Annotated in this window: 24 protein-coding genes; 11 read left to right on the top strand and 13 right to left on the bottom strand. The window is 52.8% G+C overall.

The genetic code is table 11. The features are described 5' to 3' along the window. The first annotated feature begins 42 nt into the window (after positions 1-42). Positions 43-1809, top strand: a complete 1767-nt coding sequence (locus RIC05_RS13690) for a TRAP transporter permease (RefSeq protein WP_350048122.1) — start codon at positions 43-45, stop codon at positions 1807-1809. Positions 1810-1908: 99 nt separating this feature from the next. On the opposite strand, the gene RIC05_RS13685 is transcribed toward RIC05_RS13690, so the two are convergent. From RIC05_RS13685 to RIC05_RS13675, 3 genes are all read right to left on the bottom strand, one after another. Next, complete coding sequence (locus tag RIC05_RS13685; RefSeq protein ID WP_350041239.1) at positions 1909-2094, bottom strand: PLDc N-terminal domain-containing protein; 186 nt, start codon at positions 2092-2094, stop codon at positions 1909-1911. 144 nt (positions 2095-2238) lie between these two features. Further along, complete coding sequence (locus RIC05_RS13680) at positions 2239-3423, bottom strand: BaiN/RdsA family NAD(P)/FAD-dependent oxidoreductase (RefSeq protein ID WP_350048124.1); 1185 nt, start codon at positions 3421-3423, stop codon at positions 2239-2241. Between the two features lie 119 nt (positions 3424-3542). Further along, complete coding sequence (locus tag RIC05_RS13675; RefSeq protein ID WP_350048126.1) at positions 3543-4556, bottom strand: GGDEF domain-containing protein; 1014 nt, start codon at positions 4554-4556, stop codon at positions 3543-3545. 213 nt (positions 4557-4769) lie between these two features. Here RIC05_RS13675 and RIC05_RS13670 point away from each other — a divergent pair, with 213 nt between their 5' ends. Continuing rightward, positions 4770-5732 (top strand): tetratricopeptide repeat protein, encoded by a 963-nt coding sequence (locus RIC05_RS13670; protein ID WP_350048128.1) that lies wholly within the window; start codon positions 4770-4772, stop codon positions 5730-5732. A 96-nt stretch (positions 5733-5828) separates the two neighbouring features. On the opposite strand, the gene RIC05_RS13665 is transcribed toward RIC05_RS13670, so the two are convergent. After that, the gene (locus RIC05_RS13665) at positions 5829-6506 is read right to left on the bottom strand and encodes a D-lyxose/D-mannose family sugar isomerase (RefSeq protein ID WP_350048130.1); all 678 of its coding nucleotides are present in this window, start codon (positions 6504-6506) and stop codon (positions 5829-5831) included. A 270-nt stretch (positions 6507-6776) separates the two neighbouring features. On the opposite strand from RIC05_RS13665, the gene RIC05_RS13660 reads away from it, so the two are divergent. The 3 genes from RIC05_RS13660 to RIC05_RS13650 all read left to right on the top strand — a co-directional run bounded on the left by RIC05_RS13660 (position 6777) and on the right by RIC05_RS13650 (position 9378). After that, positions 6777-7511 (top strand): SIMPL domain-containing protein, encoded by a 735-nt coding sequence (locus RIC05_RS13660; protein ID WP_350041244.1) that lies wholly within the window; start codon positions 6777-6779, stop codon positions 7509-7511. 73 nt (positions 7512-7584) lie between these two features. Further along, positions 7585-8469, top strand: a complete 885-nt coding sequence (locus tag RIC05_RS13655) for an rRNA large subunit pseudouridine synthase E (RefSeq protein ID WP_350048132.1) — start codon at positions 7585-7587, stop codon at positions 8467-8469. 6 nt (positions 8470-8475) lie between these two features. Beyond that, positions 8476-9378, top strand: a complete 903-nt coding sequence (locus RIC05_RS13650; RefSeq protein ID WP_350048134.1) for a 23S rRNA (adenine(2030)-N(6))-methyltransferase RlmJ — start codon at positions 8476-8478, stop codon at positions 9376-9378. A 70-nt stretch (positions 9379-9448) separates the two neighbouring features. Here RIC05_RS13650 and RIC05_RS13645 read toward each other — a convergent pair whose 3' ends face one another. Both RIC05_RS13645 and RIC05_RS13640 read right to left on the bottom strand, forming a co-directional pair. Continuing rightward, complete coding sequence (locus RIC05_RS13645; protein WP_350048136.1) at positions 9449-10153, bottom strand: ChrR family anti-sigma-E factor; 705 nt, start codon at positions 10151-10153, stop codon at positions 9449-9451. After that, complete coding sequence (locus RIC05_RS13640; protein WP_350048138.1) at positions 10150-10740, bottom strand: sigma-70 family RNA polymerase sigma factor; 591 nt, start codon at positions 10738-10740, stop codon at positions 10150-10152. Before RIC05_RS13640 ends, RIC05_RS13645 begins: the two co-directional genes overlap by 4 nt. A 212-nt stretch (positions 10741-10952) precedes the next feature. Between RIC05_RS13640 and RIC05_RS13635 the strand changes: the two genes are divergently transcribed. The 5 genes from RIC05_RS13635 to RIC05_RS13615 all read left to right on the top strand — a co-directional run bounded on the left by RIC05_RS13635 (position 10953) and on the right by RIC05_RS13615 (position 16310). Continuing rightward, on the top strand, positions 10953-12296 hold the full coding sequence (locus RIC05_RS13635; protein ID WP_350048140.1) for an NAD(P)/FAD-dependent oxidoreductase: 1344 nt from the start codon (positions 10953-10955) through the stop codon (positions 12294-12296). Next, entirely contained in the window at positions 12293-13129 is an 837-nt protein-coding gene (locus RIC05_RS13630) for a DUF1365 domain-containing protein (protein WP_350048142.1), read from the top strand. The genes RIC05_RS13635 and RIC05_RS13630 overlap by 4 nt, the downstream gene beginning before the upstream one ends. A gap of 5 nt (positions 13130-13134) precedes the next feature. After that, positions 13135-14412, top strand: coding sequence for a class I SAM-dependent methyltransferase (locus RIC05_RS13625; RefSeq protein WP_350048144.1), 1278 nt, complete (start codon positions 13135-13137; stop codon positions 14410-14412). Continuing rightward, on the top strand, positions 14399-15733 hold the full coding sequence (locus RIC05_RS13620) for an MFS transporter (RefSeq protein WP_350048146.1): 1335 nt from the start codon (positions 14399-14401) through the stop codon (positions 15731-15733). The genes RIC05_RS13625 and RIC05_RS13620 overlap by 14 nt, the downstream gene beginning before the upstream one ends. Positions 15734-15818: 85 nt before the next feature. Continuing rightward, positions 15819-16310, top strand: a complete 492-nt coding sequence (locus RIC05_RS13615) for a DUF3833 domain-containing protein (RefSeq protein WP_350048148.1) — start codon at positions 15819-15821, stop codon at positions 16308-16310. On the opposite strand, the gene RIC05_RS13610 is transcribed toward RIC05_RS13615, so the two are convergent. The 3 genes from RIC05_RS13610 to RIC05_RS13600 are packed head-to-tail and all read right to left on the bottom strand — an operon-like array spanning position 16273 to position 18193. Continuing rightward, entirely contained in the window at positions 16273-16719 is a 447-nt protein-coding gene (locus RIC05_RS13610; RefSeq protein WP_350048150.1) for a nuclear transport factor 2 family protein, read from the bottom strand. The genes RIC05_RS13615 and RIC05_RS13610 overlap by 38 nt on opposite strands. After that, positions 16716-17483: an SDR family NAD(P)-dependent oxidoreductase gene (locus tag RIC05_RS13605; protein ID WP_350048152.1), complete on the bottom strand. Its 768-nt coding sequence runs from the start codon at positions 17481-17483 to the stop codon at positions 16716-16718. Before RIC05_RS13605 ends, RIC05_RS13610 begins: the two co-directional genes overlap by 4 nt. Next, complete coding sequence (locus tag RIC05_RS13600; RefSeq protein WP_350048154.1) at positions 17480-18193, bottom strand: DUF6134 family protein; 714 nt, start codon at positions 18191-18193, stop codon at positions 17480-17482. Before RIC05_RS13600 ends, RIC05_RS13605 begins: the two co-directional genes overlap by 4 nt. Before the next feature lie 244 nt (positions 18194-18437). Between RIC05_RS13600 and RIC05_RS13595 the strand changes: the two genes are divergently transcribed. Further along, entirely contained in the window at positions 18438-19241 is an 804-nt protein-coding gene (locus RIC05_RS13595) for an RluA family pseudouridine synthase (protein WP_350048156.1), read from the top strand. On the opposite strand, the gene RIC05_RS13590 is transcribed toward RIC05_RS13595, so the two are convergent. The 4 genes from RIC05_RS13590 to odhB form a co-directional block, all read right to left on the bottom strand. Continuing rightward, positions 19188-20114, bottom strand: a complete 927-nt coding sequence (locus RIC05_RS13590; RefSeq protein WP_350048158.1) for an AEC family transporter — start codon at positions 20112-20114, stop codon at positions 19188-19190. The two genes, RIC05_RS13595 and RIC05_RS13590, sit on opposite strands and share 54 nt — an antisense overlap. Before the next feature lie 64 nt (positions 20115-20178). Then, positions 20179-20625: a methylglyoxal synthase gene (locus RIC05_RS13585; protein WP_350048160.1), complete on the bottom strand. Its 447-nt coding sequence runs from the start codon at positions 20623-20625 to the stop codon at positions 20179-20181. Positions 20626-21108: 483 nt separating this feature from the next. Next, positions 21109-22515 (bottom strand): dihydrolipoyl dehydrogenase, encoded by a 1407-nt coding sequence (gene lpdA, locus RIC05_RS13580; RefSeq protein WP_350041260.1) that lies wholly within the window; start codon positions 22513-22515, stop codon positions 21109-21111. Positions 22516-22539: 24 nt separating this feature from the next. Next, the gene (gene odhB, locus RIC05_RS13575; RefSeq protein WP_350041261.1) at positions 22540-23805 is read right to left on the bottom strand and encodes a 2-oxoglutarate dehydrogenase complex dihydrolipoyllysine-residue succinyltransferase; all 1266 of its coding nucleotides are present in this window, start codon (positions 23803-23805) and stop codon (positions 22540-22542) included. Between the last annotated feature and the right edge of the window lie 27 nt (positions 23806-23832).

Genomic DNA, 23832 nt, shown 5'->3' with positions numbered 1-23832 from the left:
CAGTTTTGCCGGGCCATTCTTTATCAAACAAACTGAACAAACATGTCGGCCATTTCTCGCCCCTTCTGGATTATTCTTGGTGCAATTTCGATTGCATTCCATCTTTGGCTGATTTTTTCAGGCCTCGTCCCCAATCTTGTCAGTCGTCCCATTCATATGGCGCTTGCCCTGCCATGGGCGCTGATCTTTGTTGCCAAAACCCGACCGCAATACATATCGGGCTTGATCCTGACCATGATCGGTTTGCTGGGGTGTAGCTGGCTTGTCTGGAACCATTCAGCCCTGTCTGATCAATACGGGTTCCTGACGGGGTATGGGCAGATCGCAATGGCAAGTGCGTTGCTGATCGTGGTTCTGGAAATGGCCCGGCGGGCAATTGGCTGGCCTTTGCCAATGGTTGCGGCCATCGCACTCCTATATGCGCTGTTTGGCGAATATGTCCCCGGCGAGTTTGGCCATGGGGGCCTTCCGGTCGAAAGCATGTTGGGCACATTGACGATTGCCGAAGGCGGCCTTTGGGGCAGTTTGACCGGTGTTTCGGTCAGCATCGTTGCGATCTTTGTTATTTTTGGTGCTGTGCTGAATGGCGGTGAAGCCGGGCAGGGCTTTATGAATGTTGCCGGTGCGGCGGCAGGTCGCCTTAAAGGCGGGGCTGCCAAGGTGTCGGTGATTTCATCGGCGTTGTTTGGCTCGATCTCCGGGTCCGCATCGGCCAATGTTGCCTCCACCGGTGCCATTACCTTGCCTGCCATGACACGCCTTGGATATCCCAAACGCCTTGCCGCTGCAGTCGAAGCCGTGGCGTCATCAGGGGGCCAGATCATGCCACCTTTGATGGGGGCCGGGGCCTTTGTCATGGTCGAGCTGACCGGTCGGCCCTATGTCGATATTATGGTGGCGGCAATCTTGCCCGCGATCCTGTATTTTCTGGCGGTCTGGGTTGGCATTAATGCCTTTGCCCAGCGTTATGATCTTCCGGGTGTGCCTGAAAATGATCGGCCGACTGTTCGAGCTGTCGTCATTACATCTTGCTTTTTCCTTGTGCCGTTTACCATTTTGCTATGGGGCATGTTTGGCGGGGGATATACGCCGCAATATGCCGCCTGCCTTGCCTTGGTCGCCGGGGCGGCCTTGTTGTTTTTTGATGGTAATCTGAGCTTTAGCCTGATGCGGGCCAAGGGGCGGTTTTCTGATGTCTGCCTGAATGCCGGGCGACAGGTGGCAATGATCGGATCGATCATTTTATGTGCTTCCATCGTGATTGGTGTGCTTGGCCTGACCGGGCTCGGGGTCAAGATCACCTCGCTTTTGCTATCGGGCTCTGGCGGGATGTTGTGGCCTGCATTGCTGCTAACCGCACTTGCCTGTCTGATCTTGGGCATGGAAGTCCCGACCACAGCAGCATATGTGATCTGTGTTTCGGTCGCCGGGCCTGCCTTGATCGAACTTGGTCTTGATCCGTTGCAGGCACATTTGTTTGTTTTCTGGTTTGCCTTGCTTTCGACCATCACCCCGCCGGTCTGCGGGGCGGTGTTTATTGCTGCAGGCATGGTTGAAGAAAACTGGCTTAAGGTTGCCGGAACCGCCATGGCACTTGGCATCGGGCTTTATATCGTTCCGCTGGCCATGGTGGCCAATGCGTCACTGATTGATCTTGGCAATGATCCGGTTTGGGCAATTGCTGCGGGGATCAAGGTCGCCGTTGGTTTGACAGCCATTTCCTTTGGTCTGATTTCACCGCGTCCGGTTTGGGTGCGGATCGGGCTTGCCGCAGTCGGGGCTGTCATGATTTTTGCGGCGGGTATCTAGGCCCTTTGGTTTGAAGACAAACAGTTTTGCGCACAACACAAAGGCCGACAGATTTCTGTCGGCCTTTGTGTTTATTCGTACTGTCGTGATGGTTTAAACTTAAACCCGTCCGCTTCGTGGACCGGCAAAGAACCAAATGATCAAACCCAGAACCGGCAAGACAAGAACAAGAACGGTCCAAAGTACTTTTGACCCGGTGCTTGCCCCGCTGCCCATAATATTGACGATTGCCCAGATATCGGCAATCAGGATCAAAAGACCGATAATTCCACCATATTCAAACATGTTCCAACCTCGTGTTTGTTGCAGCGGTATTGAAGACCGCGTTTCACCATAAACGGTTGAAGGACATAGTTGTTCCCGTGCGGTGAAATGCACGGATTAATATACAGCATGAAATATGGATATTCTGTGTATGGTTTTGTTTGCTTAGGCAACCTGTCCCGCAGACCAACCCGATGACCATGCCCACTGGAAATTAAATCCGCCCAGATGGCCGGTCACATCGACAACTTCGCCGATGAAATAAAGACCCGGCACATCGCGGGCTTCCATGGTTTTGGATGACAGGGCGTTGGTATCAACTCCGCCTGCCGTGACCTCGGCCGTGCGATATCCTTCGGTGCCACTGGGCATCACCGCCCATTGATTGACATCCATCGCAAGTTTGCGAAGTGCCTTATCGCCGGTTTCGCCAATCGGGCGTTCCAGATCGTGGCGCGCCGTAATCATCTGGGCAAGACGGTTGGGCAGGATGCGCGATAGCACATTATGAACAGCCTGTTTCGGGCTTTCACCCTTGGCAGTTTTCAAAAGGTCAAACGCGTCTTCTTCAGGATTGAGATTGACCGTAATGTTGTCGCCTTCATCCCAGTAGGATGAAATTTGCAAGATCGACGGGCCTGACAAACCACGATGGGTAAACAGCATTCCTTCGCGGAACTGTTTCTTGTTGCACTGAACCACGGCATCTACCGAGATACCCGAAAGTTCCCCCGTTTTTGCCCGAAGGTCAGGATCAAACACCAACGGCACCAAGGCCGCCTTGGTCGGAATGACTTCAATGCCAAACTGACGGGCGATCTGATAACCAAATCCGGTGGCGCCGATCTTCGGGATCGAAAGGCCGCCACAGGCAACAACAAGGGATTCGCACGTCCATTGCGCGCCGGTTCGGGTGGTGATGTCAAACCCGCTGTCATCGCGGCGGATGATGTTGGAAATTTCCGTGTTCAGGCGAATTTCGACATCGGATGCATCGCATTCATCGAGCAGCATATCGATGATCTGGAATGATGAGTCATCACAGAACAATTGGCCCAGTGTTTTTTCGTGCCAGGCAATGTCGTAGCGGTTCACCAGATCAAGAAAATCATGCTGGGTATAGCGTTTTAAGGCGGAAACGCAGAACCGCTTGTTTTGCGAGATGAAGTTTTCCGGGCTGGTGTGGATGTTGGTGAAATTGCACCGTCCGCCGCCGGAAATACGGATTTTCTCTGCGGGCTTTGTTGAATGGTCAACGACCACGACGGACCGACCGCGTTTGCCTGCTTCGATCGCGCACATCAGGCCAGCAGCACCGGCACCGATGACAAGGACATCAATTTTTTTCACGTAAACCAGACCAGTTTGAATTTGATAACTTGGCCTGCCTTATACGGATAAACGCAGCACTTGTCAGCGTCTGACAATGCAAGGCCCTATGCGCCACATACAGACCCTTGGTCCTGCCCCTAGGCCTTTGCCGCAGATTTTTTAAGAGGCACCAACAGATCATTCTCGGTCATGACCAGATTGCGGCCGCCTGATTTGGCAAGATAAAGCGCCTGATCAGCCCGTTCGATCATGCGTGCAAGCGGTTCGCCGAGTTGGTAACATGCAACACCGACCGAAACCGTGATCTTGCCGATAACTTCGCTGCGATTTTCGCTTATCACATCAAGTGCCTCAACCGTATGACGGATGTTTTCGGCAAGAGTTTCAGCATCTTCAAGTTTGGTGTCGGGCAAAATCACGGCAAATTCTTCGCCGCCATATCGGGCGGTGATATCACGACCTTTGACATTTTGCGTCAGTGTGTTGGCCATTAAACGGATGACCTGATCGCCGGCCTGATGGCCAAAACTGTCGTTAATTCTTTTGAAGAAATCGACATCAACCAAAAGCATGCTCAGCTCCTGACCGCTTTCCATCGTGGTCATCGCGGCATTGCGCAATTGTTCGTCAAACGCTTTGCGGTTGGCAATTCCGGTCAAGCCATCTGTCAGGGCTTCGTTTTTCATTTTTTCTAGATCATCGCGCAATCTGGTGACTTCGCTTGATATTTCATCAAGTCGATTTTCCAGATGATCATTTGCATCATCCGAATGATTGGCTGCGCTCAGAACCGCGTTCAAAGCATTTTTGACATCAGCAAGATATGCTTGGTCACCGTCTTTGGAAAACTGATCAAGAACATGATCGATCTGATCCCGTAAGTCAGCAGTGAGTGTTTCAATGGTTTCTTGTTCGCGCGGCTGTTGAACATAGCGTTGATGAAGCTCGTGACATTGCAAGTCATCAAAGGCGCGATTATTACTGCGCAGAATGTCGATGGCCGTCACAAGATCATCGTTTGTCTCTTCGAAATAACTATAAAAAACGGAGAAATTGACAGGACTCGCGCTGATCCCCAGCTCCTCAATCAAAGACAGTGTTTGCCGCGATAAAACACGCGATTTTTGTTGATATTCAGCTTGCTGAGTCATTGGCCCTATCTAAAAGAGGAGCTATCTTGTCGTCATTTTTGCCCGAAAATAGAACATCTCAGGTGCGTTCTCGCCGGTTTGTATCAGAAACTCATCCAAACGTATAGAATTGTTGGCGGCCAAATTTATTGGTTTGTTCAAGCTTGTCCGATAGTTTCGTCCGTTAGGAAGCGGATTTGAGGCGGATTTGATGCGGATAGGGAAGGCGGAAAAATGCCAAAACAACTGAGCTTGGTTGCAATTGCTACGGCCATGATTGGCTTGCTCCTGTGTGGAAACACGGCAACGGCACAGGAACAGAACTTGTCCTCTGACAGCAATGTAACCGTGCAATCTGTTGACACTGACCCGGCAACGCCGCCGCAGATTGAGTTTCGCGCATTATCCGCAGAGGAACGTTCCAACATGCCGCCTTTGATGGAACGGTATGTTTTGGATGAGTTGAAAAACCTGCGAACCGAAATGCAGGGCATGCGGGCGGAGCTTCTGCGCGAAGTGGTCAACCGGCAGCTTGAAGCAATCGACAAGGCCATTTCCTATTCATCGAATACCGTCACTTATTTCTTCTATTTTGTTGCCGCAGTCGGTGCGCTTTTGACCATGCTGGGATGGCAATCCCTGCGGGAGCTAAAAGGCAGCGTGCGTAATCTGGCCAATACCGAATTGCAACGTTTGTCTGATGAATTTGAAGCACGGCTTTCTTCGCTTGAAGATGAATTGCGACTGAAATCCAAAGTGATCAATGAACATCAGCACGAGATCGAGCGAACCCAAACCATTCATGCGCTGTGGCTTCAGGCAAATCAGGTGTCCAATCCGCGTGCTAAAATTGAAACCTATGACAAGATTTTGGAATTGGCACCGGGTGACCCGGAAGTCATGGCTTATAAAGCCGATGCTGCCCTGCAATTAGGCGATCGTGACTGGGCGCTTAGCCTGTGCAACAGGTTGCTGGCCGAGGCACCCGAGAGTGCCAATGGCCACTACCAGCGTGCCTGTGCCAATGCCGGTCTTGGCTTCCGCGAGGCGGCTCTTGCCGATTTGCAGCGTGCGGTGGAACTTTCGGAATCCATGCGTCATCCAGCTTGGACCGAAGAAGAATTTGAACCATTGCGCGATATGCCCGAATTCGAACAAATCCTTGGCGACCACACTGAAGTGCCGCCAGCGGAATAAAGCTTTGCTGCGCGTAATCTCGTCTGAAAAGTGAAAAGGCCCCGCAGCATGATCTGCGGGGCCTTTTCTTAATCTGGCAACGGAACGGCGGCTGAATTATTCAGCAGGCAGTTCGTTCCAAAGCGGGTGGATTGGTGCAACGTCTTCGTCGATTTTGGTAAAGCGCGCATCGCAATCAAAGAAATAGTTATCCGCCAGATCATCATTGACCTGTGAGACTTCACCGACAATCACCGGGCCTTTACCTTCTTGGCCATAGAACCGATGCACAAGGGTGCGCGGCAGGGTCACACTTTGGCCCGGCTCCAAGACAACCTTGCCGCCAGCGGGCAGGATATTAAGCTTACCATCGGTTCGAACATGAACGTCGTTCACGCGGTCCATCTGGCCGTCTTCGGTCAGATTGCAAAGTTCAATCACCAGATTGCCACCACCACGGACGATAATGTCTTCCATTTTGACCTTGTGGTAATGCCACGGGCATTCCTGATTTTCGCCAACGATCATGATTTTTTCAGCATAGGGCACTTCGCCCGGCTGACGAAGGATGCCATTGCGCAGGCAAAAAAGGATCAGGCCACGGGTTTTGAAATTGCCTTCGCCATAATCGGTCACGTCCCAGCCCATCTGATGGCCCCGGCACCATTTCGCAAGATCAGGTTCGCTATCCCACTGTTCCGGGCTGTAGTGCGCCCATTCAGGAAGCTTGAACGCGATGGATGCGTAAAGTTCTTTGGCGTGCGTGATGCAGGCATTGATTTCAGAACGCAGCATGGATGACCTCTTGTGACGTTTGCTGGCATATGGGGTGTTGGGGTCAGAATGTCCTGACCTTTAAGCTATGGTAAACGATGGCGGCGGTTTTAACATGGGCCGATCAACAATGCGACAGTTTTTGAATGCATTCAAATGATGTGATCAATCAATGTGAACTGATCATCTTCTGCCTCTCTATCGCCGCTTTTTCTGTTGATACAGTCAAATCAAGGATAAGCTTTATCACAGCGATTTTCATCCAACGGATGTAAGGATAAGGGGTCACATATGACGCAATCATCAGGCTTTGCAAAAGTTGTTGCTGCACTTCTTGTCGGAGGCGGGCTTGCCGCATCGGGCTGGCTGGTCGGCAATGGTCTTGAAAATATGCGGTCCCTGGATCGCTTTGTAACGGTCAAGGGATTGTCGGAACGCGATGTGAAGGCCGATAAAGCGGTTTGGCCGATTACCTTTGTTGCCACCGATGACTCGTTGCAAACAGCACAGGCCAAAATCGATGCAGATACCAAGACCCTGCTTGATTTCTTGGCCACCCACGGGATTGCCCGCGAACAGACCGAATTACAAAACCTGCAAGTAACCGATCAACTTGCCCAATCCTATCGATCAGGGCCGATTGAAAGCCGCTATATCGTCAATCAAACCATTCAGGTCCGTTCCGATGACGTCGATGCGGTGGTTGGCGCGTCACAGGATATTGGCAAATTGCTGCAAGGTGGCATTGTTCTGGGCGGGCAGGGGTACAATCCCGGTCCAAGTTACCTGTTCACCGGATTGAACGATATCAAGCCCGGTATGATTGCGGCGGCGACCGAAAACGCCCGTGAAGCGGCCTTACAATTTGCGACGGATTCGGGGGGGCAGCTTGGCGGAATTCGCCGTGCGACACAGGGGCTGTTTCAGATTTTGGCCGCGGACGGTGCGCCCAACATGAACGAGGCCGGTCAGATCAACAAAACAGTCCGGGTTGTGACCACCATGGAATATCTGATCCGCGATTAAAATCTGGAAGCTGTCCTGATCATCACGCGACCGATTTGTTGACAGTCGCGTCAAAGTTGGTTTTATGCGCGCCATGGCGCAATTGATCCTGTTTAACAAGCCGTACGGCGTTTTGACCCAGTTTACCGACCGTGAAAACGGTCGGGAGACTTTGGCTGATTATATCAACCTGCCCGGTGTCTATGCCGCCGGTCGCCTTGATCGCGATAGCGAAGGTCTTTTGCTGCTGACCGATCATGGGCCGCTCAATGCCCAGATTGCTCATCCGAAATACAAGAAACCCAAAACCTATCTGGTACAGATCGATGGCGAGCCGACCCAGGAGGCCCTCGAAGCCTTAAGGTCCGGGGTTGCGTTAAAGGACGGCATGACCCTTCCGGCCAAGGTGCGCCTGATTGATGAACCGGAAAATCTTTGGGAACGCGATCCGCCGGTGCGCTATCGTAAGGCCATCCCGACCAGTTGGATCGAACTTAGCATCACCGAAGGTAAAAACCGTCAGGTGCGGCGCATGACAGCCGCTGTTGGCTTTCCGACCTTGCGCCTGATCCGCCATGCGATTGGGGATTGGGATCTGGATGGCTTGGCGCCGGGTGAATGGAAAGTCATTGAAGTTGACGCCCCGCCGGCAACCCATCGCCGTTTGTCCCCCGGATCGGCCAAGCCGCCGCGCAAGGATGAGTTGCCAGATGCGACCGGGCTTGATGCAAAAGAGGGTGGCACAGATCGCGAAGATCAACCGCGAAAGCCGCGCCGTCACGGCGGCTATAAACCGGCACGTCTGCGCAGCAGATCACAAAATATGACTGCGGAAACCAGTGGCGAACAAAGCCCATCGGGGCGGAAAAAGCGGCATGCCGGTGCGCGTGGCAACGCAAATGCCAAGCCCGGTGTCGCACATGCCAAACAAAATGCCGGAAAGGCGGGCCGCAATCGTTCGCGCCCAAAGAAAGGATAAGCCGCAATGTTAAGTTATTTGCACGGTTTTCATGCCGGGAACTTTGCCGACATGCATAAGCATGCCGCATTGTGGTTGGTCCTGAACCATCTTCGCAAAAAGAATAAACCATTCTGCGTGATTGATAGCCACGCCGGATCGGGCTGGTACGATCTTGGCAGTGCGCAGGCGGCAAAAACCGGCGAGTGGAAAGGCGGCTATGCCCTGGCAAAGGCAGCATCTTCATCCTCAGATGTGCCCGACATGCTAAAGCAATATCTGGATCATGTTGCGGCGTTTGATCCTATCGCCAAGGGACGGGATTACGGTGTGCGCGAGGGGGATGAAGTCGACTATACCGGGCCGTTTTATCCGGGCTCGCCGTTTATTGTGCGTGAAATGCTGCGCGAAGAGGACGAGTTGATCCTGATAGAACTTCATCCGCGCGAATATGACGCCCTGTATCACCGGGTGAAACGCGATGGACGCATCCACCTGCATAAGCGCGATGGCTATGAAGGATTGGTTGCGATGATGCCGCCTGCCATTCGTCGCGGGTTGGTCTTGATGGACCCGAGTTACGATGTAAAGCAGGACTATCAAAAGGCGATCAATGCAACGCAACGCGCGTGGGAACGCTGGCCGACCGGGACTTTCATCCTGTGGTATCCGATCCTTGAAGACGGATTTGATGCCGAAATTCGCAATGCGTTCGGCGCGATCAAGGCATCGGGCGGGGTTCTTGCCGCCGAGCTTTCCTGTGATCAAGGCGGTGCAAAAGGCCGGATGCGAGGGGCAGGGTTGCTTGTGATCAACCCGCCCTGGCAGTTTGATCAGCAGCTTGGCGATATCGGGAACTGGTTGGCCAAGACCTGTAAGTTACCCGGACCGGGCAAACACACAATCAAATGGCTGGTTGCTGCTGAATAAAGAAAAGCCCCGAAGGCCAGTGACCTTCGAGGCTTTCTGCGTTGGGACGCAGGGTAAATCGTGATCGACCTTAGATGCCAAAGAACGGTTGCAGCAATTTTGGCAACAGTCGATTAAATCTCATAGGGGCATCGGTCGCGATCAGACAGATGCATTCTTCGGCGGTATCGGCAATCGGCTGATGATCAACATCATCGTCCAGATCGGCAACATCACCGGCCCGGAACCGGCCGATTTCATCGATATAGGATCCTTTGATCAGCAAGGTCATTTCATGGCCGTGATGCCCGTGATCGGGGATTGAAACCCCCGGTGCGATCTTCATCAGGCGCACGGTGCCCTTGCTTTCAATCGATTTCAGTTGGAAATGCTTCACACCCGGTGCCAGCGTTTTCCACGGAATATCTTCAAGCGATGTGACCCCGACCGGCAGCAGTTCTGCCAATGGACGCGGGATGGCGGTCATCGCACTTCCGGTGATGCTTTCGCCAACAGCAATCTTGCGCGGCGTGACAACTTCTTCGGCGACGATGTTTTCATTGGCGGTATCGCGTTCAAGCATCGCCATCACGTGATCAAGCGAATGATCCGCCATTTCCATCGTTTTGGTGGTTTCAAGTGCGGCACCCGCCATGGTTTCAAACCCGCTTACCTTGCCGCGGCAATGCGGGCAAACGGTCATGTGGGTCGCGACCAGAAGTTCCATGGCCTGTGACAGCGAACCACCGGCATAGTCCATCAATGTCTGGTCGGTTGGATGATGTTTAATATTCATGCGACACCTTCCAGCCCGCCACGCAGCTTGCCAAGGGCAAGCCGCAAGCGGGACTTTACTGTTCCCAGCGGGATATCAAGCCGCTCGGAAATCTCGCTGTGAGAGCAATCTTCAAAAAACGACAATTCTACAACTACCTTCTGATCGGCGGGCAAATCCTGCATCGCTGCTTTGACCAAGACGGCTTCCTGATCGCGATTGACCACTTCGTCGGCCAACGGATCCTCGTCAATGATCAAAGTCGGGTCAGAATCATCCACCTCGATATGTTTGCGTTGCCGGAACCTGTCAATGCGCAGGTTCCTGGCAATGGTAAAAATCCATGTGCTGGCAGCGGCCTTCGCCGGATCATACAGATGGGCTTTGCGCCAAACCTGCATCATTGCTTCCTGTGCCAGTTCCTCGGCCGTTTCGGAGTTGCCCCCGAACCGGAACATGTAGGCTTTCACGCGTGGTGCAAAATGCGCGAAAAGTTGCGCAAATGCGTCCCGATCACGGGACGTCGCAACAGCAACGATCCAGTCGGCACACTTTTTCGCCTCGACAGGGTCCGTCGGTCCGGGGCGTCTTGTTGTTGTGCCGCTCATTCTGATTTCTGGTCCCCTTTGGGGCCGTGCCAAGATCATGTTCATCATACAGATCGTACGGCGGCCGCTTGCATTTGGATCAAATAAAATTTTATGGTTCTGTCAGATACTTACGATGACAATAGTAAAAGAATGTCCGGTGATCCGTACGGATATGTCATGCGTATTCATATGTAGTTCTGAAATCATAACTGCAAGCAGGCCAGACCCATATGAACAATGTCACTACGGGGAAACTTAACATCGCGGTTGTCGGGTCGGGTATTTCGGGCTTGTCCGCTGCTTGGCTGCTCAGCAAATCACATAATGTGACGCTGTTTGAAAAGGATGACCGTCCCGGCGGGCATTCCAATACAGTCGATGCTGGCGATACCCCGGTTGATACAGGCTTTATTGTTTATAACACCCGTTGTTATCCCAACCTGTGTGCGCTGTTTGATCATCTTGATGTCAAAACCAGTGCGACGGATATGTCCTTTGCCGCCTCGATGGATAAGGGCGGGCTGGAATATGGCGGAAGTGATCTTGCCGCGCTTTTTGCCCAAAAACGCAATATTTTCCGTCCACGGTTTCTAAAGATGGTGCGTGATATTTTGCGGTTCTACCGCGAAGCGCCCGCCGCTCTTGAAGATGGCACGGCCGAACATGTCAGTCTTGGCGACTATCTGCGCGATAATCGATATTCCAAGCCGTTTATAAATGATCATTTACTGCCGATGGGGGCCGCGATCTGGTCAACACCTGTTGATACCATGATGGCCTATCCGTTGGCGGCGTTTGTCCGGTTTTGTCAGAACCATGGACTTTTACAGATCAAGGACCGCCCGCAATGGCGCACGGTCGATGGTGGATCACGCGAATATGTGAAACGCATGACGGCGGGTATTTCCGGCGGGGTTGTGTTGGACCGCGCGATTACAAAAGTCGGGCGCAACCCGCAAGGTGGGGCCTATATCGAAGACCGGTATGGCAAGCGTGAGGCGTTTGATCACGTTGTCCTAGCCTGTCACGGTGATCAGGCCTTGGCCCTTCAGGAAACGCCAAATAAGCGTGTGGAAGAATTGCTTTCGGCGTTTAAATACGAACGCAATCTGGCGATCCTGCACAATGATCAAAGCCTGATGCCGCAAAATCGCAAAGTCTGGTCAAGCTGGAACTATCTGGCCGAAGAACATGACGGTGAACAGAAAGTCTGTGTGACGTACTGGATGAACCGTCTGCAGCATCTTGATGAAAATAAGCCGCTGTTTGTCACACTTAATCCGCCGCGCCAGCCCAAAGAAGGCAGCGTCATCCGTTCATTCCTGTATGACCATCCACTGTTTGATGCCGATGCCATGGCGGCGCAAAAAGACCTTTGGTCGATCCAGGGGCTTGATAACATTTGGTATTGCGGCAGTTACTTTGGCTATGGCTTCCACGAAGACGGCATCCAATCTGGTCTTGCCGTGGCAGAGGCACTTGGCGGTGTCCGTCGTCCTTGGAATGTCCAGGATGAAAGTGGTCGTATCCATGTGACAGAACGCCTTTCGCAAAATCCAAGTGAGGCAGCATGAGCAAACAGCCTGCCTCAGCCAATTGGGCATCAGCCCTTTATGAAGGGGTGGTTACCCATCATCGCTTGCGCCCGAAAAAGCACAAGCTGCGCTATTCTGTATTTTCCTTTCTGCTTGATCTTGATGAGATTGACGACCTTGCGGCAAAGCTTCGTCTGTTCAGCCGCAACCGGTTTAACCTGTTTTCCTTTCATGATCGCGATCACGCCGATGGCGGGGCTGTAAATTTACGCACCCGGCTGGAAGCCATTTTGGCCCAGCATGATCTCGGCGATTGTGCGCACAATATTCAATTGCTGTGCTATCCGCGCCTGTTGGGTTTCGTGTTCAACCCGCTGTCTGTGTATTTCTGTTATCGCGCAGACGGGGCAATTGGTGCGGTCCTGTATGAAGTTTCCAACACCTTTGGGGACCGGCACAGCTATCTCATTCCAGTTGGCGATGCGGCGGTCGATGACAAGGGTGTTTTGCGCCAATCCTGTGCGAAGGGACTTTATGTTTCCCCGTTTGTCGACATGGTTGCGGATTATCATTTCTGCATCAAGGTGCCGGGCGACACTGTTGCGGTCACCATCCGCGAAACCGATGAAAACGGCCCATTTTTAAATGCGGCCTTTGTTGGTGATCGAAACGTGCTTTCGGACCGTAAACTGATAGGAGCCTTCATTCGCTACCCGCTGATGACCTTAAAAGTTGTCGCGGGCATCCATTGGGAAGCACTTCTTCTGTGGCGCAAGGGAATGAAATTCCACAAAAGGCCAACCCCGCCACTTGAGGCGGTAACTTATGTGCTCGAATCTGGGACTGCAGCGGCCCAAGCAGGAAAGAGATAACAAAAATGCCCGACCGCAATCGTACTGTTTCTGGAACTGCAAATCCCCTGCGTGATCGTCTTGTGCCGATGCTGGGCAGCATGACGGGTAGCCGCAGCCTTTTGAAATCGATGCTGCGCCGGGTGCTGTCGCATCTGCATTACGGGCGCCTGACAATTGTGCTGCCCGATGGCGACAATCTGTATGTAACCGGTGAACAGGAAACCGATCTTCAGGCGGCCATTCACATTCATGATTGGCAGGCCATCCGAAAACTGGCGACCGGCGGTGACGTTGCCTTTGCCGAGGCCTATATGAATGGCAGTTGGAGCAGCCCGGACATTACCCGGATCATGCGTATCGCGATGCTAAACGAAGCCATCGTCAAGGCGCGACTGGCTGGTGGATTTTTGGCCCGGACGATTGCGCGGATCGGCCATCTTCGTAACGCCAATACGCTTGAGGGATCAAAACGAAATATCTCTTATCACTATGATCTGGGGAACGAGTTTTACAGCGCGTGGCTTGATCCAAGCATGACCTATTCGTCGGGGTATTATCGCCGCACCAATATGTCTTTGGAATCCGCACAGGCCGCCAAATATCAACGCATTTGCGATCTGGCAGAACTTCAACCCGGTGAGAAGGTTCTTGAAGTTGGCTGTGGATGGGGTGGCTTTGCCGAACTGGCAGCCGGAACCTATCGCTGTAATGTGACCGGGCTTACCTTGTCACAAGAACAGCATGCCCTTGCCCGTCGCCGTTTGCTGATGCAGGGGCTTAATGATCGCACCGATATCGTGTTGCGCGATTATCGCGATCAGGAAGGCCAGTTTGACAAAATCGTTTCGATCGAGATGTTCGAAGCCGTCGGCGAAGAACATTGGCCGACTTATTTCGACATGATCCGCAAATGTCTTAAACCCGGCGGCAAAGCTGTTTTGCAGATCATCACAATTGATGATGACCGGTTTGAAACCTATCGCAAGGGTGCGGATTTCATCCAGCGCTATATCTTCCCGGGTGGCATGTTGCCATCGCCAACTGCTTTGGCCGGTGCGGTGGCAAATGCCGGATTGTATCTGCAACATTCTGAGTTTTTCGGCAAATCCTATGCCCGGACATTGGCAGAATGGCAGCGCCGTTTTCAGCATGGATGGGATGACATTGCCAAACAGGGCTTTGATCTTCGATTCAAGCGTATGTGGGAATATTATCTGGCCTATTGTGAAATCGGATTTGATCATGGATCAATCGATGTTGGACTGTTCGTGATCGAACATCCCCAAAATGCAAGCGCCTAATTACCCCCCAAACACGACGGTTTTTTACGCCCTTCCGGCAATGGCGGCGGCTGTGCCGACCATTCCGGCCTATGTGTTGTTGCCAAGTTATTATGGTGATGACCTTGGCCTTGGATTGGCGCTGACGGGGGTTGTTCTTTTACTGGTCCGCATGATTGATATGCTGACCGATCCGCTGATCGGCTGGCTGTCTGATAAATCTGGCATGCGCAAAATCTGGATCGGGTTTGGCGCGGTGATTGCCGGGGTCGGGCTTTGGTATTTGTTCACACCGTCCGATCAACCCAGTGCGGGCTACCTTTTTATCTGGGCCAGCGTGTTGTTTCTGGGCTGGACGATGTTTCAGGTGCCTTATCTGGCCTTGGGTGCCGATCTGTCAGGGGACTATCAAAAACGCACATCCTTGACCGCCCTTCGTGAAGGGGCAGGGTTGATCGGGATTGTTCTTGCCGGGGCTATTCCGGTTTTGATCAATGCGCCTGATCGGGCCGGTGAAATCCGGTCCCTTGCCTTGGTTACACTTGTTCTTGGCGCTGTTTTCATAAGCCTTCTGATCTGGAAAGTTCCAGATCCTGTTGCGCAGCAAAAGCGCACAATCGCATCAAACAAAAACACCATTGCCCTAAACGTACGCCTTGGGTGGCGAAGCCTGCGCGACAACCGTTTGTTTGTGCGTTTGCTTTCAGCCTGGATGATCAATGGATTGGCTGCCGGATTTCCGGCGGTCTGTTTCCCGCTTTTTGTTCGCTACTACCTGCAACTCGATGAGGACACTGAAAACACATTGATCCTTTTGTATTTCGTTGCGGCAATTGTGGCGATCCCGTTGTGGGTGTTTCTGTCTGCGCGGATGGGGAAACATCGGGTTTGGTGTGGTGCCATGCTGATGGCAATCATTGCCTTTTGCTTTGTGCCGTTTTTGGCGGCAGGCGATGCCATGGCCTTTGGGATCATTTGTCTTGTAACCGGGGCGGCATTGGGCGCGGATCTTGCCCTGCCACCCGCAATTCAGGCCGATGTTGATGACTGGGATCATTACCGGTTTGGCAAAAGACGCACCGCCCTTTTATTCGCCCTTTGGAACATGGCCAACAAGCTTGCCATGGCGCTTGCCGCCGGGATTGCCTTGCCGATTTTGGGGGCCTTTGGCCTCACTGAAACCGGAACGGATAATTCTGCGGCTTTGGTCGTGCTTGTAATGATCTATGCGGTGATCCCCGTCGTATTAAAAGCAGGAGCAATCGGAATGATGTGGCGGTTTCCATTGGATGCCATGCATCAGGTTGCCATTCGTCGGCGCCTGTCACGCCGCACCGTTTGATCTTGGGCATGAAAGCAGGAGCAAGCTGATGCTGCGGAACTTAATCGCGTTGTGTTTTTTGATGGTCTTAACCGGATGTGGGTCGATGAAGCCGCAGGATTTTGCCCAAAAAGAACCCTACTTCGATGTCTTTGATTATTTCGAAGGAAACAGTCGGGCGTGGGGCATATTTGAAGACCGGTTTGGTAAATTGCGTCGGCAGTTTACCGTCGATATCACCGGCACGATCCAGGACGATGTGCTGACCCTTGAAGAAGATTTCATCTATGACGATGGCGAAACGGATCGTCGTGTCTGGGTGATTACTAAAACCGGTGAGCACAGCTATGTCGGTCAGGCAGATGACATTGTCGGCAGTGCCGTCGGAAGCCAGTATGGCAATGCACTGAACTGGTCCTATGACATGGACCTTAAGGTTGGTGACGGGACTTGGCGGGTTGGCTTTAACGACTGGATGTTTTTGCAACCTGACGGGGTTCTGGTCAATCGCGCACGGGTGAAAAAATGGGGCTTTGAAATTGGTGAAGTGACCCTGTTCTTCACAAAGTCCCCACGCGTCGCGCAAGCCGCCGAATAATCCAACCCAGCACGGGTAATTTACCATAAAAGTTTTGCCCCGCATCCCAATGATCAATATGGGATGCCAGCAAACCGCCATCTTCGGTGAATGTCACTGCGGACATTCCTGTAAATTCCCAATTTCCGATGACCTTGACCTTTGCGCTGAACTTCCAGCGCAAAAAACCCATGTCGCCATCAATTGCACGGTGCGTGACAATAAATCGGGGGTTTTCTGTATCGCTAAAGGCCTTGGCAAGATAGGCGCAAACGTCGCTTGGCCCATGCAATGTCGTAAACGGATCCTGAAACGCGAAATCATCACTCACCATTGAAGATAACTGATCGACTGTTTCGGGTGATAGCGTTTCAAAATAAGTGGCGTATGCAGCAAGCAAACTCTGCTGCCTGTCGATAATTTCGTTCATGCTCTCACCAATTTGCGCATCAGTTTGAAATAAAGCCCATAGGGCAAAATACGCGTCAGTTTTAACTGCCGGACAAAGGGTGGCGGAAAGGCAATCTCGAACCCGTTATTTCCGCATAAATTCCGGTACATGAAACCGGCCGCCTCATCGGGGGTAAGTAAATAGGGCATGGCAAAATCGTTCTTGTCGGTCAGTCTGGTTTTAACGAAACCCGGATTAATCACGCGCAGCAAAACACCACTGTTGGTTAATTCCGTATGCAGCGTTTCACACAGATTAATCAAAGCGGCCTTGGTCGGGCCATAGGCCGCCGCATTGGGCAGGCCACGATACCCCGCGACCGAGGCAACAACGGCAATTTCACCCGATTTACGCGCGCGCATTTTGGCCAGTAACGGTTCCAGACAATTCACAATACCCATGTAATTGGTATCCATGTGACTGCGGATGGTTTCAGCCGAAAACCCGGCAACCTTCATCGGTGAATAGATACCAGCAGCCAAAACCACCAAGTCAGGCAGGCCAAATTGATCTTCAATGCTAGTTATGGCCATTTTAACCGCATTTGGATCGGTCACATTGACAGAAACAGGGGTGATTCCGGGCATTTCATCTGCGAAAGCGCGCAATTTATCGGCATTTCGGGCAGAAATGATGATTTTTTGATTGGGTGATGTCGGGTTTTCGTGAAATTTCTGTGCCAATGCTGCGCCGATCCCGGCGGATGCACCGACGATCCAGATGGTTTCGAACTGCTTTTTCATCCGCGATCCTCAAATGCTGTTTGGGCCATACAATTCATGCAGCGATAGGTGATTTCTGATCCATCACGCGCCTTGAATTGCAACCCGACCCAACGGCCATCACGATCATACCATGCATTGGTTTGCAGTTCGCCGTCATAGGTAAACTGGGTCGCACGAAGCTCCCCGTTCGTTGTGCTGAGCATTGCACTGGGTTTGGCCGTGATATCAACATCGTTGGGCTTGCCAGTGATGGTATTGAGAACCGACGTGCTGCCCAGAACCCCGCAATGCCAATGATCTGTTGGAAAAATGCCAGACGGTAATGTTTCCTCGCCGTCCGGGCCGCTTACCAAAAGCCCGCTTTGATCGCGCGAGGCCTCTACGTTCGACATTTCGCCGTCATCATCAACCTTCACTGAAAGGGCGCTAAGTTCGCCGTCTCGCCACAGGCTTTCTGACCGATAGCGAAAGCTATAGGCGTTAAAGCCAAAGAAACTGATATCGATGGCAGTTTGGGCAATTACCTGAAGTCCATCACGGCCACGGTTAAAGTTTACGGTGTGGCTGCCAACGGGTGAATCATTCCGCCGGATTTGAAACTGCAAAACAGGGCCATATCGTTTGATCGGATCAAATTCCTGACAGGTGGCAGGATCGCCAAATGCTGCGGGGAAAACCGATACGTCGCTGGGTTCATGTTCCAAGGAAACGGGATGGCTTTGGCTCATGGGGGTGGCGTTCGCGGTCCCATGTGGGGGCAAAGTTAGGGCCACTGTTGCGCTCGTTAGTGTGATTGCAAACAGTATGGGGCGAAACGGTATTGCCGACGGCGTCATGATCCTTGATATCCACATTGCGTTCAAACCGGTTGAACAAGTGAGAGTGTCTTCTTGTTACGTACGCCGCGCATTCGTGGATCAAACGTCATGATCATTGCCGCAATCGATCTGATGGGGTAAAGCAGGGGCATATATGAAAGGCCACGCCATGCTCCATCCAATTGCCGAAGACCTCATTGCGCATGTATTGCACCGTGATTCGAACATCATTGTGCTGAACAAGCCGCCGGGACTGGCTTCTCATGGCGGGCCGAAAACCTATTTCCATGTTGATGCATATTTGCCGGATTTGAAATTCGGCATTCAGCCCGAACCAACATTGGCCCATCGACTGGACCGCGACACGGCAGGGTGCCTGCTTTTGTGTCGTCATCCGAAATCGTCCAAGAAAATCACCCGCCTGTTTACCGAAAAGAAGATCGGTAAATCCTATTGGGCGGTGGTACGTGGTGCGATGGCAGATGACCATGGCTTCATCGACGAGCCGATTGGCAAGACCAATGATGAAAGTGGCTGGCGCATGCTGGTCCACGAAGATGGTCAGCCGTCAAAGACCGAATATAAGGTGCTGGGTCGCGGTAAGGATGCCGATGGGCAGGACATCACCTGGCTGGAACTTGTGCCCCATACCGGGAGGACCCATCAGCTGCGTGTGCATCTGGATCATGTCGGACATCCGGTGATTGGTGATCCGTTTTATGGTCGGGCAGACGGGGTGCCGATCTTTGGCGCACCACCGACCTTGATGCTGCTATCCCGTCAGATCATTGTTCCGTTCCACGAAGAACGTGATCCCGTGATTGTGGATGCCCCGCCGCCAGAATTGATGCGTGCCGGATTGGAAGCCTGTGGCTTTGACGGTGAATACGCCGCCCATGCAGCATCAATTGATGCTCAGTACACCGGCGATGACAGCGACGCTGAAGGCGGAGAGTAACGTTTCCAGCGTGATGATGGATGCCATGGCATCTGGATCGCCATTCAGTTGCCGTGCAAGGATGTAGGCGTTCCCTGCGCACGGCATACCGGCATAGAAAACCCCCATCGCCAATACCATGCCATCGATCCCGGCAAGATGCAGGCAGATGCCTGTGATCACGGGCAGTACCGCCAGCTTGATCGTTGTCGCAAGGGCGATGGCACCCAAGGCCTGTCTATCAAGGATAAAGCGAAGCCCCGCCCCGACCGAAAGCAAGCTTAGCGGCAAGGCAGCGGTTTTAAACAGTGCGGCTGTATTTTCGATCGGCAGGGGCACGTGAATATTGCTTACATTCAAAACTGCGCCCGCCCCGGCAGCAATGATGATCGGGTTTTTGATAACGCCGCCAATGATGCGTTTGGCGTTGCTTTTTCCGCTGCTAAACGCACTTAAAACCACGACACCCAGCAAGTTGGTGGCAATCACCATCACCGCAATAAAGACAATGGCAAGGGCAAGTCCCTCTGCCCCGTAAAGCGCATCGGCAACCGCCAGCAGGACGTAACTGTTATAGCGGACGGATCCTTGGAATATTGACGTGAACAGCGGTGTATTCTGCGTGATCACCGGGCGTAGTAAAAGCAATACCCCAGATAATCCAAGTGTGGCAGCAAGGGTAATGCCAACCGCCGTTCCGGCATGCCCGCTTGAAAAATCGGCGCGGTAAATCTCGACAATCAGAAGAGATGGCAGCAACAGATAATAGGTCAGCCGATCTATCCCGGCCCAGATATCCCCACCCGTGATCAGATATCGCTTTAGCGCCGCCCCGACAAGGATGGCAGCAAAGATCGGAAAAATGGCAGCGATCAGCTCATAGGCAAGTTGCATGGCGGATGGGGCTCTTGGTGGGGCGGTGACAGATAAAGGTTATGCAAGTGATGTCGTGGGTTTTCTAGACCTTGCGATTGTTATAATCGGCAAAGACCTGTTCGGGAGAATGATCGCGATATTGTTCGCAGATTTCCTCGAACCTTGGATTGCTGATCAGAAGATCCGCCGTGCTTTGATTACACGCAATGGGCACTTCATAGAGATTGGCCAACCGGATCAGTGCCCGCACATCAACATCATGGGGATGGGGCGTCATGGGGTCGGTGAAAAAGAACATGGCTTGAAGTTGGCGATGCGCAATCATTGACCCAAGCTGTTGATCACCACCAAACGGGCCACTTTTCAACGGATTGATATCAAATGCGGGAAACCGTTCTTGCAACACGCGCCCGGTGGTGCCGGTGGCAAAGATGCGGGTTTTGGCAAAGCTGTCTTTGTGCTTTTCCAACCAGTCGGCCATTTCGCGTTTACGACGGTCATGGGCAACCACGCCGATGGATAAGGTCATGTTCGATCTCCGGGCGTTTAATCGTGATTGATCATCCTAATCCCGAAGGTATCAGCAGGTCACGCACCAATAGTACGACAATTTCGCAAAGCGGCCTTGTCTGAATGACTTAACCTAAAGCATGTTGCATTTAATCTGCCTCATTTTGCCGGAGGCAGCCTTCTGTCCGGCAAGGAAAGGACCGCAGGGCGTAGCGGGGCTACGTTCAAGGTTCTTGACGCTGTGGGGCGGAAGGCTGTACCGGCCCGAAGGGTTTGATTTTGGCGTCGTTTGACGACGTTACACCGTTTGACCGATGCGCCGCATCGCCCTGCACGCTGTGCCTTGCCAAACGACGCGCCAAAAACAAACAAAATGCGGCAGGTTAAAGGCAACATGCTTTGAATATCTGGGCGGATTTGGTCGCAAAATATCGCCATAGAAAAACAAAACGGCCGCCCCAAAAGGAGCGGCCGTGTGCCGATCAGACAATAGTCTGATGAATTACATATGGATCGCGCGCTTGCCAGCATCCATTGCAGCTTCTTTGACGGTTTCGCCAAGGGCCGGATGGGCGTGGCAGGTACGTGCGATGTCTTCGGCGGACGCGCCATATTCCATCGCCAGAACCACTTCGGCAATCAGATCGCCAGCCGCCGGGCCAACGATATGTGCGCCGACAACACGATGTGTTTTCGTGTCTTCAAGAATCTTGACGAAACCATCGGTGCTTTCCATTGCCTTCGCACGGCCATTGGCGGTGAAGGGGAATTTACCGACAGCGTACTCGACGCCTTCTTCTTTAAGCTGTTCTTCGGTTTTGCCAACAGAAGCAACTTCCGGCCAGGTGTAAACAACACCCGGGACCTTGCCGTAATCGACATGGCCTTCTTCGCCAGCAATCATTTCTGCCAGTGCAACGCCGTCTTCCTCAGCCTTATGGGCCAGCATCGGACCGACGATGGTATCGCCAATCGCAAAGATGCCGCCAACATTGGTCTGGAAATGTTCATCGGTTTTGACACGACCGCGCTCGTCGAGTTCAACACCAACTTTATCCAGGCCAAGTCCGGTAAGATAAGGACGACGACCGATGGCAACCAGAACCACGTCTGCTTTGATTTCCTGTGCATCGCCGCCTTTGGACGGTTCAACAGTCAGGGTCACACCAGACTTGGTGGTTTTTGCCGCAGTGACTTTATGGCCGAGTTTGAAGTCCAGACCCTGTTTGGCAAAGATGCGCTGGGTCTGTTTGACCAGATCGCCATCCATGCCCGGCAGAATGCGGTCAAGGAATTCAACAACCGTGACTTCAGAGCCAAGGCGACGCCAGACCGAACCAAGTTCAAGGCCGATCACGCCCGCACCAATGACAACCATCTTCTTTGGCACTTTCGGAAGAACCAGTGCGCCGGTCGAGGAGACGATATTTTTCTCGTCAATCTCGACACCCGGCAGCGGGGTGACTTCCGAACCCGTCGCGATGACGATGTTCTTGGTGGTCAGGGTTTCTTCGCCGCCATCAAGAAGGGCAACCTTGACCGAGGTCGGCGAGGTGATCTCGCCAGCACCTTTGACATAGGTAACCTTGTTCTTTTTGAACAGGAATTCGATCCCTTTGACGTTGGAATCAACAACCTTGTCCTTGCGGGCCATCATCTTATCAAGATTGACCTTCGGCTTGGAGATTTCGATACCGTGGGTATCGAAATGCTCGGACGCCTCTTCGAACAGGTGTGATGAATGCAGCAAAGCCTTGGACGGAATGCAGCCTACATTGAGGCAGGTACCGCCAAGTGCGCCACGTTTTTCAACGCAGGCAACTTTAAGGCCAAGCTGTGCGGCGCGGATGGCGCAAACATAACCGCCAGGACCGCCACCGATCACGACAATGTCGTAGTTCTCACTCATGAGTTCTGTGATCCTTTTGTCTGATCAGATGTCGAGCAGGATGCGTTCTGGATCCTCGATGCATTCCTTGACACGTACCAGGAAGGAAACGGCTTCACGGCCGTCAATGATACGGTGGTCATAGGACAGGGCCAGATACATCATCGGACGAATTTCGACTTTGCCGTCGATTGCGACCGGGCGCATCTGGGTTTTATGCATGCCGAGGATACCGGACTGCGGTGCGTTCAGGATCGGCGAAGACAGAAGCGAACCAAAGACACCACCATTCGAGATGGTAAAGGAGCCGCCGGTCATTTCGTCCATGCCGAGTTTACCGTCACGTGCACGCTTGCCGAAATCAACAATGGTGCTTTCCAGATCAGCAAAGTTCTTTTCTTCTGCCGAACGGATAACCGGAACAACCAGACCCTGCGGGGTGCCGACAGCAACGCCGATATCGCAGTAGTTTTTGTAGATGAAGCTGGTGCCGTCGATTTCGGCATTAACTGCCGGCCATTCTTTCAGCGCCGTGGTGCAGGCTTTGATGAAGAAGGACATGAAGCCAAGCTTCACACCGTGTTTCTTCTCGAAACCGTCTTTGTATTTGTTACGGCAAGCCAGAAGGTTGGTCATGTCCACTTCGTTGTAAGTGGTCAGCATGGCCGCAGTGTTCTGAGCTTCTTTCAAACGGCGCGCAATGGTCTGGCGCAGTTTGGACATTTTGACACGTTCTTCACCGTCGCGCAGAGCACGTTCAGGCTTCGGAGCCGCCGGGGCACTTGCAACCGGTGCAGCAGCACGCGGTGCCGGTTTGCCACCAGCAAGATAATCCATAACGTCACCCTTGGTCAGACGACCGTCTTTGCCGGTTGCCGGAATGGCGGCCGGGTCAAGATTGTTGTCTTCGACCAGTTTGCGTACTGCCGGTGGCAGCGGGTGATCGGTGTTGGCTGCGGTTGCAGTGGCCGGTGCGGCAGCAGGTGCCGGCGCCGCTGCAGGAGCTGCTTTCTCTTCTTTGGCCGGTGCGGCTTCTGCTTTTTCTTCTGCCGGAGCAGCAGCAGTGCCAGCGGCACCTTCGTTGATCATGGCGATCAGGGCGCCAACTTCAACTTCGTCGCCTTCGGCAGCAACCAGTTCAGCAATCGCGCCGGCAACCGGTGCGTTCACTTCGACGGTCACTTTGTCGGTTTCAAGTTCGACAATCGGTTCGTCGGCAGCAACAGCATCACCAACTTTTTTGTACCATTTTGCCACTGTGGCTTCGGATACAGACTCGCCCAGCGTGGGAACTTTAACTTCAGTCGCCATTTTTTCCTCGACCGTTTTTTCAATCAG

The sequence above is a fragment of the Thalassospira sp. genome (assembly GCF_040218635.1).
Classification (GTDB): Bacteria; Pseudomonadota; Alphaproteobacteria; order Rhodospirillales; family Thalassospiraceae; genus Thalassospira.
Note: the sequence above shows the minus strand (reverse complement) of the source record. Positions and strands in the feature narration are given on the sequence as shown.

Coding starts and splice junctions, on each gene's coding strand:
- RIC05_RS13690 (WP_350048122.1), top strand. CDS start 43: ATGTCGGCCATTTCTCGCCCCTTCTGGATTATTCTTGGTGCAATTTCG.
- RIC05_RS13685 (WP_350041239.1), bottom strand. CDS start 2,094: ATGTTTGAATATGGTGGAATTATCGGTCTTTTGATCCTGATTGCCGAT.
- RIC05_RS13675 (WP_350048126.1), bottom strand. CDS start 4,556: ATGACTCAGCAAGCTGAATATCAACAAAAATCGCGTGTTTTATCGCGG.
- RIC05_RS13670 (WP_350048128.1), top strand. CDS start 4,770: ATGCCAAAACAACTGAGCTTGGTTGCAATTGCTACGGCCATGATTGGC.
- RIC05_RS13665 (WP_350048130.1), bottom strand. CDS start 6,506: ATGCTGCGTTCTGAAATCAATGCCTGCATCACGCACGCCAAAGAACTT.
- RIC05_RS13660 (WP_350041244.1), top strand. CDS start 6,777: ATGACGCAATCATCAGGCTTTGCAAAAGTTGTTGCTGCACTTCTTGTC.
- RIC05_RS13655 (WP_350048132.1), top strand. CDS start 7,585: ATGGCGCAATTGATCCTGTTTAACAAGCCGTACGGCGTTTTGACCCAG.
- RIC05_RS13650 (WP_350048134.1), top strand. CDS start 8,476: ATGTTAAGTTATTTGCACGGTTTTCATGCCGGGAACTTTGCCGACATG.
- RIC05_RS13645 (WP_350048136.1), bottom strand. CDS start 10,153: ATGAATATTAAACATCATCCAACCGACCAGACATTGATGGACTATGCC.
- RIC05_RS13640 (WP_350048138.1), bottom strand. CDS start 10,740: ATGAGCGGCACAACAACAAGACGCCCCGGACCGACGGACCCTGTCGAG.
- RIC05_RS13635 (WP_350048140.1), top strand. CDS start 10,953: ATGAACAATGTCACTACGGGGAAACTTAACATCGCGGTTGTCGGGTCG.
- RIC05_RS13630 (WP_350048142.1), top strand. CDS start 12,293: ATGAGCAAACAGCCTGCCTCAGCCAATTGGGCATCAGCCCTTTATGAA.
- RIC05_RS13625 (WP_350048144.1), top strand. CDS start 13,135: ATGCCCGACCGCAATCGTACTGTTTCTGGAACTGCAAATCCCCTGCGT.
- RIC05_RS13620 (WP_350048146.1), top strand. CDS start 14,399: ATGCAAGCGCCTAATTACCCCCCAAACACGACGGTTTTTTACGCCCTT.
- RIC05_RS13615 (WP_350048148.1), top strand. CDS start 15,819: ATGAAGCCGCAGGATTTTGCCCAAAAAGAACCCTACTTCGATGTCTTT.
- RIC05_RS13610 (WP_350048150.1), bottom strand. CDS start 16,719: ATGAACGAAATTATCGACAGGCAGCAGAGTTTGCTTGCTGCATACGCC.
- RIC05_RS13605 (WP_350048152.1), bottom strand. CDS start 17,483: ATGAAAAAGCAGTTCGAAACCATCTGGATCGTCGGTGCATCCGCCGGG.
- RIC05_RS13600 (WP_350048154.1), bottom strand. CDS start 18,193: ATGAGCCAAAGCCATCCCGTTTCCTTGGAACATGAACCCAGCGACGTA.
- RIC05_RS13595 (WP_350048156.1), top strand. CDS start 18,438: ATGAAAGGCCACGCCATGCTCCATCCAATTGCCGAAGACCTCATTGCG.
- RIC05_RS13590 (WP_350048158.1), bottom strand. CDS start 20,114: ATGCAACTTGCCTATGAGCTGATCGCTGCCATTTTTCCGATCTTTGCT.
- RIC05_RS13585 (WP_350048160.1), bottom strand. CDS start 20,625: ATGACCTTATCCATCGGCGTGGTTGCCCATGACCGTCGTAAACGCGAA.
- lpdA (WP_350041260.1), bottom strand. CDS start 22,515: ATGAGTGAGAACTACGACATTGTCGTGATCGGTGGCGGTCCTGGCGGT.
- odhB (WP_350041261.1), bottom strand. CDS start 23,805: ATGGCGACTGAAGTTAAAGTTCCCACGCTGGGCGAGTCTGTATCCGAA.